The 14,874-nt window shown below is 45.8% G+C and carries 17 protein-coding genes; 3 read left to right on the forward strand and 14 right to left on the reverse strand.

The annotated features are described in order from the left end of the window. Window positions 1–2: 2 nt before the first annotated feature. Entirely contained in the window at window positions 3–1,157 is a 1,155-nt protein-coding gene (locus MARGE09_RS16360; RefSeq protein WP_236983690.1) for a response regulator, read from the forward strand. Window positions 1,158–1,162: 5 nt separating this feature from the next. Here MARGE09_RS16360 and flhB read toward each other — a convergent pair whose 3' ends face one another. From flhB to MARGE09_RS16420, 12 genes are all read right to left on the reverse strand, one after another. Then, window positions 1,163–2,296: a flagellar biosynthesis protein FlhB gene (flhB, locus tag MARGE09_RS16365; protein WP_236983691.1), complete on the reverse strand. Its 1,134-nt coding sequence runs from the start codon at window positions 2,294–2,296 to the stop codon at window positions 1,163–1,165. Continuing rightward, complete coding sequence (fliR, locus tag MARGE09_RS16370) at window positions 2,296–3,060, reverse strand: flagellar biosynthetic protein FliR (RefSeq protein ID WP_236983693.1); 765 nt, start codon at window positions 3,058–3,060, stop codon at window positions 2,296–2,298. Before fliR ends, flhB begins: the two co-directional genes overlap by 1 nt. Window position 3,061: 1 nt before the next feature. Next, window positions 3,062–3,331: a flagellar biosynthesis protein FliQ gene (gene fliQ, locus MARGE09_RS16375; protein ID WP_236983695.1), complete on the reverse strand. Its 270-nt coding sequence runs from the start codon at window positions 3,329–3,331 to the stop codon at window positions 3,062–3,064. Window positions 3,332–3,346: 15 nt separating this feature from the next. Further along, a complete protein-coding gene (gene fliP / locus MARGE09_RS16380; RefSeq protein WP_420828104.1) occupies window positions 3,347–4,222 on the reverse strand; it encodes a flagellar type III secretion system pore protein FliP in 876 nt (291 codons plus the stop codon). Window positions 4,223–4,236: 14 nt separating this feature from the next. Beyond that, window positions 4,237–4,815 (reverse strand): flagellar biosynthetic protein FliO, encoded by a 579-nt coding sequence (locus MARGE09_RS16385; protein WP_236983712.1) that lies wholly within the window; start codon window positions 4,813–4,815, stop codon window positions 4,237–4,239. A 5-nt stretch (window positions 4,816–4,820) separates the two neighbouring features. Further along, on the reverse strand, window positions 4,821–5,249 hold the full coding sequence (gene fliN / locus MARGE09_RS16390) for a flagellar motor switch protein FliN (RefSeq protein WP_236983714.1): 429 nt from the start codon (window positions 5,247–5,249) through the stop codon (window positions 4,821–4,823). Then, on the reverse strand, window positions 5,242–6,246 hold the full coding sequence (gene fliM / locus MARGE09_RS16395; protein WP_236983716.1) for a flagellar motor switch protein FliM: 1,005 nt from the start codon (window positions 6,244–6,246) through the stop codon (window positions 5,242–5,244). Before fliM ends, fliN begins: the two co-directional genes overlap by 8 nt. 9 nt (window positions 6,247–6,255) lie before the next feature. After that, a complete protein-coding gene (locus tag MARGE09_RS16400; protein ID WP_236983718.1) occupies window positions 6,256–6,765 on the reverse strand; it encodes a flagellar basal body-associated FliL family protein in 510 nt (169 codons plus the stop codon). Between the two features lie 157 nt (window positions 6,766–6,922). Continuing rightward, window positions 6,923–8,275, reverse strand: coding sequence for a flagellar hook-length control protein FliK (locus tag MARGE09_RS16405; protein ID WP_236983720.1), 1,353 nt, complete (start codon window positions 8,273–8,275; stop codon window positions 6,923–6,925). A 209-nt stretch (window positions 8,276–8,484) separates the two neighbouring features. Next, the gene (locus MARGE09_RS16410) at window positions 8,485–8,826 is read right to left on the reverse strand and encodes an Hpt domain-containing protein (RefSeq protein ID WP_236983722.1); all 342 of its coding nucleotides are present in this window, start codon (window positions 8,824–8,826) and stop codon (window positions 8,485–8,487) included. 10 nt (window positions 8,827–8,836) lie between these two features. Continuing rightward, window positions 8,837–10,570 carry a fused response regulator/phosphatase gene (locus tag MARGE09_RS16415; RefSeq protein ID WP_236983724.1) on the reverse strand — a complete coding sequence of 578 codons (1,734 nt, stop codon included), beginning with the start codon at window positions 10,568–10,570 and terminating at the stop codon, window positions 8,837–8,839. An 84-nt stretch (window positions 10,571–10,654) separates the two neighbouring features. After that, a complete protein-coding gene (locus MARGE09_RS16420; protein ID WP_236983726.1) occupies window positions 10,655–10,957 on the reverse strand; it encodes an STAS domain-containing protein in 303 nt (100 codons plus the stop codon). A gap of 231 nt (window positions 10,958–11,188) precedes the next feature. Between MARGE09_RS16420 and MARGE09_RS16425 the strand changes: the two genes are divergently transcribed. Then, on the forward strand, window positions 11,189–11,902 hold the full coding sequence (locus MARGE09_RS16425) for a phosphoadenylyl-sulfate reductase (RefSeq protein WP_236983728.1): 714 nt from the start codon (window positions 11,189–11,191) through the stop codon (window positions 11,900–11,902). A 62-nt stretch (window positions 11,903–11,964) separates the two neighbouring features. Here the strand turns inward: MARGE09_RS16425 and cysB are convergent, their stop codons facing one another. After that, window positions 11,965–12,939 carry an HTH-type transcriptional regulator CysB gene (cysB, locus tag MARGE09_RS16430; RefSeq protein WP_236983734.1) on the reverse strand — a complete coding sequence of 325 codons (975 nt, stop codon included), beginning with the start codon at window positions 12,937–12,939 and terminating at the stop codon, window positions 11,965–11,967. A gap of 259 nt (window positions 12,940–13,198) precedes the next feature. Between cysB and MARGE09_RS16435 the strand changes: the two genes are divergently transcribed. After that, window positions 13,199–13,984: a sulfite exporter TauE/SafE family protein gene (locus MARGE09_RS16435; protein WP_236983736.1), complete on the forward strand. Its 786-nt coding sequence runs from the start codon at window positions 13,199–13,201 to the stop codon at window positions 13,982–13,984. On the opposite strand, the gene MARGE09_RS16440 is transcribed toward MARGE09_RS16435, so the two are convergent. Then, window positions 13,946–14,869 carry a 3'(2'),5'-bisphosphate nucleotidase CysQ family protein gene (locus MARGE09_RS16440; RefSeq protein WP_236983738.1) on the reverse strand — a complete coding sequence of 308 codons (924 nt, stop codon included), beginning with the start codon at window positions 14,867–14,869 and terminating at the stop codon, window positions 13,946–13,948. The two genes, MARGE09_RS16435 and MARGE09_RS16440, sit on opposite strands and share 39 nt — an antisense overlap. Between the last annotated feature and the right edge of the window lie 5 nt (window positions 14,870–14,874).

Raw genomic sequence — 14,874 nt, forward strand, 5'->3', positions numbered from 1 at the left:
CTATGAACGGCCAAACAAACCGCGTAATGATTGTCGATGACAATCCATCTGAAATTCAAACGATATTGGGCGCCCTTAAAGCACACCACACCATTAATGTCGCCACTAGCGGTGAACAAGCTATTAAATCATTAATGGCTTCTAATGAAGAGCAACTACCAGAATTACTATTATTAGATATAAACATGCCGGGCATAGATGGTTACGAAACCTGCTTGGAAATTAAAAAAGCGCCCAAGCTTCAACATATTGAAGTTGTCTTTTTCTCCGCCAATGATTCCACAGAAGAAATCACAAAAGGGTTTGATGTCGGCGCTTGCGACTACGTCATTAAACCTTTTGACAGCGACATTTTGCTATCAAAAATAAAAACAACCCTTAAAAACAAAGAACAACGCAAAAGCTTAACCGCCGCCGCAAAAACAGCGAACACCATTGCTATGAGTGCCATGAGAGATTCTGGCGACCTCGGCATTATACTGTCTTTCTTAAGAGCTTGCTTTGATGTTAATAACTTAGACGAGTTGGCTCATTGCGTTATCGATGCCCTTATTGGCCTAAACCTTACCGGCTCAACATTGCTTTACGACAACGCCGACAGCGCCATTCACAGCAGCGACAACTCAATATCCGAATTAGAAATCACGTTTCTTCAACGCTTAAGGTCCAGCGCCCCCAGCATTCATGAATACAACAGAAAAGTCATTATTGGGCGCGAAGGAATAGCACTACTGATTAATGACTTACCAGACGACCGAGATAATGCCGCAAGATTAAAAGACCACTTAATGACCCTAGTCGAGGGCATCCAAAACAAACTAGCACATATTAAGCAAGCCAATGAAGGTAAGACAGCGAGGCTTCTCAAGGTCCGAGAGACCGTTGTCGGCGCACATAAAAAACTCACCGCCGTGCAGGAACAACAAAAAAATCATAAAGCCGGCAACATGAGTATCTTGGATGAAATGGTACACGAAGTAGAAGCTTCGTTTTTCGCTATGGGCCTAACCGACGCTCAAGAAGAACAGCTACTGCACATATTTACCACAGCCGCTAGTAAAGCATTGGATCACTTTGAGCAAGGCATTGTTATCGACCAGCAACTGGAAACTATTATCAATGAGCTTTCCAGTAGCATCATTAAATTTTCAGACTAACGCCGCTAATCAAAATACATATCACGAGGAACAATAATATTTTGAGGCCGGCTAGGCCGTTCCCCGCGACCAAAGCGATATTCACGCAACTGAAAAATATAAGCCAATATTTTAGCAACAGCCACGTAAAGCCCCGAAGGAATTTCACTGCCAACGTCCGTTGTGTGGTAAACCGCACGGGTTAAAGCTGGTGCCTGTACCATTTCAACCTTGTGCGCCTTAGCAATTTCTCGAATTTTCATGGCCACATGATCTACGCCCTTAGCCACACATATTGGTGTAGCCATATCGGCAGGATCATATTTTAATGCTACAGAGTAGTGCGTTGGGTTGGTAATAATCACATCGGCAGTCGGCACATCCGCCATCATTCTTTTTTGCGACATTTCCCTTTGCAGCTGACGGATACGGCCTTTAACTTCGGGCTTACCTTCACTATCTTTCATTTCATCTTTAATGTCTTGCATCGACATTTTAAGCTTTTTAGTATGCTCGTAAATCTGAAAAGGAACATCAATCGCCGCCACAAGCAATGTCGACGCCGATACCACCAACGTTGTTATTGCACTTAAATAAGCCGCCTGATGAATAGCCTCTTCCACAGGTTTATTGACTAACCCCAATATATCGTCGGCAATCAAACTTAACATAACGTAAGCCGAGATCATCACCACTAATACTTTGGCGATTGATTTGATTAGCTCTACCAGCGATTTCACCGAAAACATTCGCTTAAGGCCCGCCAGTGGATCCATTCTATTGAGTTTTGGCGCCAGTGCTTTATTGCTCCACAAAAAACCACCTAAAGCCGTAGGGCCCGCGATACATGCGAATAATACAGCACCAAAAAATGGCAATAGCGAGTAAAAAGCCTCATAAATTGATGAGGCAAAAATACCAAGCAATTTCTGCGCATCAAAAAGTGTTTCGCGCGAAGCGCCAAAACAACTGCGCATAACATCCATAATGGCCTCTGTTATGGCAGGTCCTGTCACCATTAATGCAACCGTACCCAGCAATAACAAAGCGCTTGTTGTAAGCTCTTTCGAGCGGGGAACATCGCCATCTTCCCTAGCCTTCTCAAGACGTTTTGCCGTGGGGTCTTCTGTTTTTTCCTGCGAACTATCATTCTCGGACATTAATTCACCATATTGCGAACAAACATAAAACCATCACCAACAATACGCTCAAAATACTCCAGCATACCGCCCAGCCCTATATAAATTAGAATCATGCCTAACGTTAACGTAAACGGAAAACCTACAGCAAATATATTTAATTGCGGCGCGGCTCGACTCATAATACCAAAAGCAATATTCACAAGAAGCAAGGCCGTTAATAAAGCAATACTCATTAACAATGCCGAAGTGAACAACCATGTGCCTAAGCCTGCTATGGCGTAAAACTCAATAGCACCATAATCACCTAATTTAACACTATAAAAGCTCTCGACGACCAGCTCAAGCAACACTAAGTGACCATCAAATGCAATAAATAGTAACGTTGCAGCAACCAAATAGAATTGTGAAATAACAGTTGTTTGCACGCCATTAACGGGGTCATTCATGGATGCAAATCCCAACCCAATTTTCATCGCTATCAATTGCCCCGACAAAACAAAACACTGAAAAACCACCTGAAAAACAAAACCGACTGCACCACCAACAAGTAATTCGGCGCCGATAGTCCCCAACATAAATACCGACAGTATTGGCGGTGCATCTTGCTGGGGAATTAAGGGCGCAACAATAATGGTAATAACAAAAGCCATTATTACCCGGCTGCGCGCAGGCAAAACCCGAGTACCAATAACCGGCATGGTTAAAAACAACGCACCTATTCTGAAAAAAGGCATTAAGTACATTTGAAAAAGTGCGTCTATCTCGGAAAATGTGAAGTTCATATTATCCGATAATATGTGGAATATCGTAAATAAGGCGATTAAAAAGGTCTGTAAGACGGCTAAGCAACCAAGGCCCCGTCATCATAATCGTTGTTAGTGTCATCACCAATCGAGGCAGAAAACTCAATGTTTGTTCGTTGATTTGTGTCGCGGCTTGAAAAACGCTTACAATCAAACCAACTGCCAAGCTTGGCCCTACAATCACAACAACAATAATGACAGTAAGGAAAAAAGCTTCGCCCAAAATATCTAAGACTACTTGCGGCGTCATAACAACCTCCTACAACTAAACACCAAAACTTGCCGCCAACGTACCAATAATCAATGCCCAGCCATCCACCAAAACAAACAGCATTATTTTAAACGGCAAAGAAATTATCAAAGGCGATAGCATCATCATACCCATCGCCATAAGAATACTGGCCACGACAATATCAATAACCAGAAAAGGAATAAAAATAATAAAACCAATTTGAAAAGCGGTTTTCAGTTCTGATGTTAAAAACGCGGGCATTAATATCGAAAACGGAATTTCTTGTGTATTTGCCACCGGCTCCCGTTTTGCGATTCGAAAAAACAGCGCTAAATCTGATTCCCGAGTTTGCGCTATCATAAAAGCACGCATTGGGTCTTGTGCTCTTGCTAAGGCTTCACGCGCGTCAATTTGCTCATGAGCATAAGGTAAATAAGCCTCATCGTAAATTTTTTCTAAGATTGGACTCATTATAAAAAAGGTTAAAAACAATGAAAGACCAATCAAAATTTGATTAGATGGCGACTGCTGTAAGCCCAGCGCCTGCCGCAGAATAGAAAAAACAATGATAATCCGCGTAAAGGAAGTCATCGTCATTAACATGGCTGGAATAAATGACAAAGCCGTCATTAGCAGCAAAACTTGTAAAGTAACGCTGTAGTCTTTTTGCCCGTTTGGCGCTCCGCTTACGGTGAGCACAGGCATAGCAGGCACTGGAGCAAAGCCCAATGGCGCCGCCGCAGAATTAAGCCCACTCACCTCCTCTATGCGCTCGGCTTCAGTGCTTGGATCAGGAGGTGTTTGCGCTTGCGCCTCTGCGCTTTCTATCGCCCAGTAACACACCGCCACTAAAATAAGCCCTAAAATTAAATGCGGTTGCTTGCATAAAAAGCGCAAACTCGCAGGCATAGAAGAAGGCAGTATCACTTTTGACCCTTTAATAAAAATTCATTGAGCTTATGCTGAAAGTCCATCGCCGTTTTAGCGCCTAAATGCGGCGACGGTAACTCGCTGCTATCAAAACCCAGCATCGGCACAGCCTTTACCAAATTCACGTTGCCACTGGCAACACCAATCAATAAGCTTTCACCGGCAAAATCAACAACCACCAAACGCTCTTTAGCACCAACATTAAGCGTTTCACGTAGAACTAACTGCTTACCTCTTTTTAATGCCGTAAAGCCTGTACGTTTTAGCAACCCTGCCACAACGACTATAACCAGCAATACCACCATTAATGCACCAAGCACTTTTATTATTGAGCGCGCTGGGCTTAAACCAGATGTCGCCAATGCATTGCCCGTTTCTTTTTTATTCCCGAGTGGCGAAGCCAAAGCCGTAGTATTAATATCTTCCGCCATTGCGGTATTTTCAGGCAGCCCCCGTGCAACCAAAGGGTCTACAGCAAGGTTGACTTGCTCAGTTGCAAGCACCGGCGTCGCCTGCGCAATGCAATGCCCCGTTAAACTTAGCATCACAATAAAAACAATGAATTTTGTCATCGATGCTACCTCAGTTTTTTAATTCGCTCTGAAGGACTAATAACATCAGTCATTCGAATGCCAAATTTTTCATTGACCACAACCACCTCTCCGTGGGCAATGAGCGTACCATTCACCAAAACATCCAGCGGTTCGCCAGCGAGTCGATCCAACTCAATTACCGAGCCCTGATTTAGCTGCAGTAAATTCCGGATGGTAATTGCAGTACGGCCAACCTCCATAGAAATGCTGACAGGAATATCTAAAATGACGTCCAGATCCGGGCGGCCATCAACGCTCGCTGCTGCGCCAGTGCCGGCAGCAGCGGCAGGCTCGTCAAACTCCTCAAGATCAACCGCCTGAGCAGCCTCTTCCTCTACTTGCTCCTCCATAGCTGCAGCCCATTCATCGGCCATGCTGTCCTGATCAACATTATCATTCTCGTCATCACTCATCAGTTTCTCCTTCGGGCGCACCCGGCTTAAATGGGCCTGCTCGGTCTATTTGTTCACACACTTTAAGGGCTAGGTGCTCACCACGTTGACCTAGCGTGGTTCTGAACATAGGCACACCGTTGGCCGTTAACACTTGCATTTCTGGTAAATTTATCGGGATAACATCACCGGGGCGTAGCTCAACAATATCGCGCAAACTAATATCTCGACGGGCAATGTCGCACTCAAGTTCAACTTCCGCATCCATCACATCCTCACGTAACGCATTTATCCAGCGGTCGTCTCTTTCGTCGGTATCCGATTGCAAACCAGCATCAAGAATTTCTCTAATTGGCTCGACCATCGAATACGGCATCGTAATGTGAAGTTCTCCGCCGCCGCCGTCGAGCTCAACATGAAAAGTACTGACCACAACCACTTCGCTCGGACTAACAATATTGGCCATCGAGGGATTAACTTCTGAATTAATATATTCAAAATCAATTACCTTTACTGCGCGCCAAGCTTCTTTTAGATCAATAAAAGCCTGCTCCAATACCATCTGCACAACACGTAATTCTGTGGGTGTAAATTCACGCCCTTCAATTTTGGCATGTCTACCATCACCACCAAAAAAATTGTCAACTAATTTAAAAACAAGTTTTGCATCAAGAATGACCAAAGCTGTACCACGTAAAGGCCGAAACTTGATCATATTCAAACTGGTCGGCACATAAAGGGTATGGACATATTCGCCGAACTTTTGAATTTGAATCCCCCCAACAGAAACATCTGCAGTACGACGCAGTAAATTAAACATGCTTATTCGGGTATAACGTGCAAAACGCTCATTAATCATTTCTAACGTAGGCATTCGCCCACGAACAATACGGTCCTGACTTGTTAAGTCATAATTACTGACCGCAAGGGGATCACTGTCGTCCTCCGTTTCGACATCGCCATCATCAACACCGTGAAGTAAGGCATCGATCTCATCTTGTGATAATAAATCTTGCATCCCTTTACCCTACTGCATTACAAAGTTGGTAAATAAAACCTGCTCGATACTTGGCTTGCCGATTTCTTTCTCTAGAATTTTCTGCAGTTCTTGCAAGCACTGCTGACGAAGCAATTCTTTTCCTTCAGCCGTTTGCAATTCGTTATACATTTGACCACCAATCGTTAACACCAACGCATTGGTAATTAGAGGCGCATGAAGCTCGATAGCGGAAATGACACTTTCGTCACGGATTAATAAAGTAACGTCGACCTGAGCATAACGCTGCCGCCCCTTGTAACCGAAGTTAGCAATAATGGCCGGTTTAATCGGGTAGTAAATCGCCGGTTCTTTGACGTCCTCAACAACCGCTTCCTCAGCTGGCATTTCTTCTGCCGGAGGAGTCATCAATTTAAGGGCAAAAATAGTTCCCCCGACTGAACCACCAACCAGTAGTAAAGCCAATAGAACCAATAGAATCAGCTTCTTTTTGCCGCCGCCAGCTGGCGCTTCGGCACCGCTTTCTTCCTCTTCAGCCATGTCAAAAACTCGTCGTTTATTAAATTTTTTATCAATTAATTAATGACGGAGCAAAAAAAGGGCCACATAACTATTAAAGACACACATAAAGTTGTTAACACAGAGGCACAAAAAAGGCCGCGATATACGCAGCCTTTTTCGTCACATTTTTTAGTTGCTATACAAAGTGATCTACAGCCGAACGAGGAACATGCACAACATGCTGCTCGGGCTGAGCCTCCTCTGGGCCTCCTTGGGGTTCGCCACCATAAGTTTGCGAATCATCACTATCAGAAGCTTGCTGATCAGTCACATCCGCTTGCACAAGATCTAACCCCTCCTCATCAAACGAGTCTTTTAAGCGCTGCAAAGTGGAATCTAGAGCTTCGCGGACAGCCGCATTTTGCGCCGAAAATGTAACCGTCGCTTGCTCATTGGCCATTGATATTTTGACGTTTATCGGTCCCATATCCTGCGGGTTTAACTGTATTTCAGCTTGCTTAATATTTTGCGAAGCCAAATTGGCTGAACGTTCCGCAATTTGGCCAGCCCAAGCCGGCGAGCCAAAACGTACATTAGCCGAAACAAAAACACGATCCACTGCTGGCAAAGGCGCTTTTGGTGAAAGCTCTGTCGCGGGTAACGCAGGCTTAAAATCTTGCTCTTCTTGTAATGAATAATTTTGCTGAAAACTAAAACCTTTTTCGGGCATTAGCGCTTCTGAAGCACCCGCTTTAGCGGCAATCACGCCAGAGCCTTGCGCCATGAATTTATTGGATAATGCCTGAGTTAACTGTCCATTATTCATTGACGACAACATACCGCCCCCGCTTTGCGGAGTACCGGTAGGAAGAGTAGACTTACCTAACATCACAACCGATGCTGAAGTCGAGCTTAACTCGTCATCGCCGCTCACAGCAACCTCAGGTGTCGCATTCTTTAGCGCAAAACCTTTTATCGGCATACTGGCCAGCGCTTCCACTTTACCTTCCGAAGCCGGCGACTCCGTTAGCTTCGCTTGTAGCGGCAAATCGACCTTTTGTAGATCAAGCGCCGCATTCGGCCCCATCTCCGCGCCGACCTCTGGCGCCTCGCCCGCGCCAGATAACAACTCTTGAGGCTTAAGCCCCTCTGCTTGCACAGGAGAAGTAAGCGGCTTGACTTCCCCTTCAGTCAGAAAACTAGGCTCTTCAATAGGCAGTAATTCACCAGCCATGTCTGGCGCCGGCGCCAGCACGGCCTCAGGGCCGATCACTTGTGCAGAGGGCTCGTTTGTCGCTATGGGGTTCTCAGTAGATGTATTTTTATCATTATTGACCTTACCCTCATCGCCTTGACTATTTTTTTGTGCCGCCCTAGCCATCGCTTTTTTAAAGTCTTTTGCATCCTGCGCTTGTTGAGTATCACTAGCGGAGCTTTGTCCAGCGCGACCATCCGCGGATGCAGCTTCGCGACTGGCGTTTTGCTTTTTAGGCGCGTGATTAGCAACAGGCTTATCTAGCATGTTTAAAGCAGAGGCATGAGTCGTCATTATTTCGTCCTGCAGATTAAGTCTTGTATCAAAACTAAGAGAATGCAGAAACTACGCCAATGGTTAACAAAAGATTACAGCGCAAGGTTTATAGCTTTATTGCGCACACTATGGATATAACGAAAGCTGTAAATACAGCCAAAAAACTGTTTGAAGTCAGTTTTTTGGCGTACCTGGGCTTATCAACAGAGGGAATGCGCAACCGACAATTAGGCAACGCTAAAATCTTGCAAAGCTTGGCAAACAGCGGAAAATTCTTTCACAACAGCGGAAAATATTGGTTCGGCACCGGCAAGGTTTTGCGCATGTCCCATTGCCTCAAGCTGACCACAATAATCGGCCAATAAATTTGCCCCGACATTGCGGCTACTGCCTTTTAGACCGTGAGCTTCGGCATAGAGGACTTCTGCACTACCAGCAGATAAGGCTTCTTGCATTTTATCTATTCGCGCTTGACCATCAAGAATAAAACGCTCAACCAAAACCTCAAAACCCTCGGCTAACAATTCTTTAAGCTCGGCCAACACACCTAGGTTTACAGACTCCATCATAGGCTCCACATTAATCTTCAGTACTCCAACGGAAAACCGCTTCGATGCGGTTACCAGGAACATTAATCGTTAATCGCTCACAAATTGAATCTATCAGCTGCAACCCCCGGCCAAAATAATTCGGGTGCAGATCCCCTTTTTCGGTCTTCACCACCTCGTCCTCTTTAACAAAACCTTTACCACTATCAGTAAAGCGAATCGTTAATAAGCCGCCATCGACCTCAAGCTGGTGCTCAAAGTCAATTGTTACCCAACCATCTTGAAGCTGCTCTAGCCCTTCTTTGCGCAGCTTATAATAAGTTGCAAAGCCCTCGGGTGATGATTTAAGTTTTGATGATAATCCCAGAACACCATGCTCAACTGCATTATTAAATAATTCAGAAAGTACAGTGTACAAAACCGAACTGCTTTGGCGAAGGTGTGGAACCTCCGAAATGACGTTTAACAGCAACGGTAGCGGGTCAAACGTTTTTAATGACGAGGTATTTAATTTTAACGTCATTGCCCAGTCCGCTAGGCTACCACGTGATTTAGGTGCACTTTTTAAAACTTTTTCAGCCACTTCGTCGTTGGGCATTTCCAAAGAAACAATCGAGACGTCATCATCGCCATCGCTGTCGCCAATATGGTTTTGCACACTTTTAAGCACGGTATCGAAAATAGTATCCACCGGGCTCTGAGCATACAAAATGGCATTTAAGCGCTCCTCGCCAAACATGTTTCCATCGGGTTTTCGGGCTTCGATAATGCCATCGGACCATAAAAATAGCTGATCGCCTTCGGCCATTTCATAGCGTGCTGGCGTATGGTTAAATTCCCGGTTAGATAAAACGCCCAACGGCAAATTAGTCGAGCGAATAACATCGAACTGACGACTCTCAGCACGATAGATGCCACCTTCGGGTAACCCACCAGACCAAATCAATGCGCGTTTTTTATGGAAGCTTAAATCTACCGCCGTGGCGCAGCAAAAAAGGCCTACCGGCAAAGTATGGTAGAGCTTGCCATTAACCTCGCGAATAATATCGCCGATACTAAAGCCTTTTCTGGCCATACCATGAAAAATTGATGCCAAAGGCATAGAGCCGATAGCCGCAGGTAAACCATGCCCGGTAAAATCACCCAATAAAAGCAACAAGCTGCCGGTTGGGCTTAAATCTGCAAGAATGACATCACCATTAAATACCGCAAGCGCAGACATATAGTATTTAATAATGGGCAAATCTAACGTACCCGCATAGGTGATTTTGTCAAACACCTGCTTTGCCACTTCTTGCTCTTGCATTAAATGGGTGTTATTTAATTCAATTTGATCGCGCTGACGAATCATTGTTTGATTCATTTCGCGCATGCGATAAAACGCTTTAATTTTGGCTTCAATAATTACCGCGTTATACGGCTTAGATAAAAAATCATCGCCACCGGCTTCTAAGCAGGTAGCCAAGGATTCAGCATCGGCAAGTGATGTTAGAAATACAATCGGGGTAAATACATCGCCAGACATTTCTCGGATTTTACGTGCCGCCTCAATACCATTTAAGTTCGGCATTAATACATCTAAAAAAACAAGGTCTGGATTATGACGTTCGAATTGCTCGACGGCCTGCAGGCCATCCTCGGCCATAATGACGTGGTAGCCTCCCTTTCTTAGCATGGATTCAAGGATCATCCGATCCACGGCGGAATCTTCGGCGACTAAAATCTTTACGAGCGCCTCTTGCACTTCATCAGTTTTGTCGCCCATCCTACCCTGCTCCATCTATAGCCAGCTTTAAATCACTAAACCTTACCTACATCTTGGTTTAAGCGATAACAAACGTATTTTTGACTACTGAATGCTAAATAGCTTTTCGAAACTTGATATCGCAAAAATCTTTTTAACTTCTGGCGAGCAATTAGAAATTGTAATTGATGCGCGGTCACCGCCGGCAAAGTCGCGCAATACCAACAACATACCCAGCGCAGAGCTATCGAGATACTCCGCTTTACGCAAATTTACCTCGTACCCTTCCAAACCACTCCCACCTTCATAACAACTACGAAACTCGTCAAGTGAGCTTGCATCAAAACGACCATCAACCTCAATCATTAATGTTTTGCCATCACCAGAAACCGAAGAGTTAATTGACATGGGTAAGTCCACCTTTAATACCAAATCTAATAATAGCGATTATCGCCGTGAAAGCCTGAACGGCCATAATCCAAGAATAGTCCAAAACTGTAATTGCGCGAGAACTCAGGCAAAGTTGTCCAATTTGGGGATAAGCGGTAGTTTTTGATATGATCAGCGCCGCCAAAATGACTACAGCATAGGCGCTGCGCGCGCCAGCAGACCTAAACCCGTTTTAAATGAGCACACGCTATGATCGCGATCGACCTAGACGCCGAACTACAAAAGAAAAGCCCCCGCGAAATCCTCAAGTACGCCCTCGAAACACATGACAATATCGCCATTTCTTTTAGTGGTGCCGAAGATGTTGTACTGGTTGATATAGCCAGCAAAATTCGCCCAGACATCAACGTTTTCACGCTAGATACCGGGCGCCTGCACCCAGAGACGTACAGTTTTATCGATCGCGTGCGCAACCACTACAACATTGATATCGAGCTTATGTTTCCGCAAGCAGAGGCAGTACAAACGCTAGTCAAAGAAAAGGGGCTGTTTAGCTTTTACCAAGACAACCATCAAGAATGCTGCGGCATCCGCAAGATAGAGCCCTTAAAGCGCAAACTGGCAACTGTGGATGCTTGGGTGACTGGCCAGCGTAAAGATCAAAGCCCAGGCACAAGAATGGGCATTCCTGTTATTCAAAACGATGCCGTATTTGCGGGCGCCGACCGCGAGCTTACAAAGTACAACCCGCTGGCAAACTGGTCTTCAGAAGATGTGTGGATGCATATTCGCGCCTTAGAAGTACCCTATAACACCTTGCACGACCAAGGCTTTATCTCCATTGGTTGCCAGCCGTGTACCAAGCCTGTTGGCCCCAATCAACACGAGCGCGAAGGCCGCTGGTGGTGGGAAGATGCCACAAAAAAAGAATGTGGCCTACACAACGAAAACCTAAAGGACTAACCACAAAGCGCAGACATAAAAAAGGCCTCGTTTGAGGCCTTTTTATTTAATGCTCGGCAATCTTAATATTCGGGCAGCTGTATATCAGCCAACAATTCATCCAGCTCTATTTTCGAGCTACAGTTAAACGCGCTATCGACCAATTGCTTGGTTAAATGGGGCGCAAACAACTCGATAAAATCGTACATAAAGCCTCGCAAGAATGTCCCTCGCCTAAAGGCCAAACGCGTTGTGCTCGGTTTGAACAAGTGACTAGCATCTAGCGCCACTAGGTCTGAGTCCGTTTCGACGTTGTAGGCTTGCTTGGCGACAATACCAACCCCCAAACCTAGGCGAACATAGGTTTTAATAACGTCGGCATCGGCTGCGGTAAATACAACTTTCGGCGCCAAGCCATGCTCCATAAAAGCTTCGTCTAGCTTAGAGCGCCCAGTAAAGCCAAAAACATAGGTCACTAGAGGGTGGTTAGCCACATCTTGAATAGTTAACTCTGAGAGCTGGCATAACGGGTGATTCTTAGGCACCAATATGCAGCGGTTCCAGTTGTAGCACGGCAGCATAATAAGGTCGCTGAATAAGTCCATTGCCTCTGTCGCTATCGCGAAATCAACCGAGCCATCGGCAGCCATTTCAGAAATCTGCATGGGCGTGCCTTGGTTTAGCTGCAGTGACACATCGGGGTATTCGCTAATAAACTTGGAAATGATATTGGGCAATACATAGCGCGCTTGGGTGTGCGTTGTGGCAATAGAAAGACTGCCTTTACGCTCATCGCTGAATTCCTGCGCCACCTGCTTAATACTCTCGACTTTACGCAAGATTTCACCCGCGGTGCGCAATATAGCCTCGCCTGCAGGGGTAATTCGGGTAAGGTGCTTGCCACTGCGGGAGAAGACCTCCACACCCAGCTCATCCTCCAAAAGACGAATTTGTTTACTAATACCGGGTTGAGATGTATACAAGCTTTGAGCGGTTGCAGACACATTAAGATCGTGATGCGCAACTTCCCAGATATATCGTAACTGCTGGAGTTTCATTATGCCCTCCGATTGGCGGCAATATTATTAACGTTAAACAAATGGAAGCGGTAAAACACAGTAATAAACGAAGTATTAGAGCAAAAACACGCGCTCATCAATTTACTTATAAAAATATAAATAAATATTCTTTTGAAGAATAGATGCAAATCAGTATATTTGCCAACCTCTTTATAACTCTTAATGTAGCACTCACCAAGCCGAGCGGCGAATGTGTTTGCGATCTTACCCCCAAATTATTGAATTAGTAGGTGTCTTGTTGATAGATTTTCTATTTTACATCCTTGCCGGTGCAGGCGTAGGTCTAGCTGTAGGCCTTACCGGTGTTGGCGGCGGCTCGCTAATGACACCGCTACTAATCCTTTGGGGCATCCCTGAGAAAATCGCCATAGGCACCGATTTACTCTACGCCGCCATCACCAAAGCCGGTGGCGCATGGACCCACGCCAAACAACGCAGTGTACGCTGGGATGTGGTGGCACTGCTGGCGGCCGGCAGTATTCCTGCCTCAATGCTCACCAGCCTTGCGCTTAGCTACTTAGTAAATGACAACCTCGATTATTCGCCACTATTAAATAAAGCCTTAGGCGCAATGCTGGTCTTAACCGGTATTGTTTTGCTATTCAAGAAACAAGTAGAAGCTGAATCCCATGACCTTTCTCACGGTGAACGCTGGTACCAGCGGCACAACAAACCCATTACCGTTATCGCAGGCTTTGCGCTGGGCATACTAGTTACGCTGTCTTCGGTCGGTGCTGGCGCCTTTTGTGCCGTGCTATTGCTATCGCTCTACCCAAGGTTAAGCGCTATTGGCGTGGTCGGCACAGACATTGCCCACGCGGTTCCATTAACCTTTATTGCCGGCATGGGGCACTTTGTGCTGCTCGGCAATATAGACTTCGCCCTACTTGGCGGCTTATTGGTTGGCTCGCTGCCGGCGGTACACGTAGGCGCAAAATTGGCCAATCGTGTGCCCAACGGTATTCTTCGCCCTATTCTTGCAACGCTATTGGTGATTATCGGCGTTAAATTCGCTTTCTTTTAAACTGATGGCACCAGCGTTATTGATAGAAAAATATTGGCTACCTGCCCAAAAGGCCGGGTTCAACAAAGAGGCCTTTTGGTTGTAACGCAAAGGATTGCCCGTTAAGTCCAACAGTTGCCCGCCAGCCCCTTCCAATATTGCCTGCGCTGCAGCGGTATCCCATTCTGACGTTGGCCCCAGCCTTACATAAAGGTCCGCCAAGCCTTCTGCGATAAAACACATCTTTAAGGAACTGCCCATAGGCATCGCCTCAACCTCTTCTAGGCCCGTCAAATAATGGTTTGCCTCTAGCCCGTGATGCGAGCGGCTGGTTAATACCTTAATACTTCGCTGCGGTTGAACAGTGGAGATTCTCGACCAAGAAAGCGCTTGCTGAGGATTAAAGCTCGCCCAGCTATCAATTTTAGCGCTGAAAGCTTCGGTATTAGAGCTAATGCTAGGCAGTAGGCGCGAAACTTGAGCCTGCTCTAGCGGCGACGCTACACTTAGCCCCACATAAAGATTACCCGACACAGGCCCAGCTATAACGCCCAAAACAGCCCGCCCACCAACCACCAGCGCCGCATTAACGCTAAATTCGCCACTGCCAGCAATAAACTCCTTGGTGCCGTCTAGTGGATCAATTAACCAATAGGCTGGCCACTGTGCACGCTGGGCATAATCCGCAATAACTCCCTCTTCGCTGATCACAGGCAAACCTGCAATCGCCGATAAACTATCACTTAATATCCGATGCGCCGCTAAATCGGCTTGAGTCAACGGTGTGTTGTCACCTTTGTAAGCCACATCAGAATAGGTAGCATTGGGATGGTAGTGCGCCAATATGGCTGAACAAGCATCTGCAACTGCCGATAAAATAGTTTGCATTGCTGGGCTGTTATTCATGGTCT

It is taken from the genome of Marinagarivorans cellulosilyticus (genome assembly GCF_021655555.1).
In the GTDB taxonomy this organism is placed as follows: domain Bacteria; phylum Pseudomonadota; class Gammaproteobacteria; order Pseudomonadales; family Cellvibrionaceae; genus Marinagarivorans; species Marinagarivorans cellulosilyticus.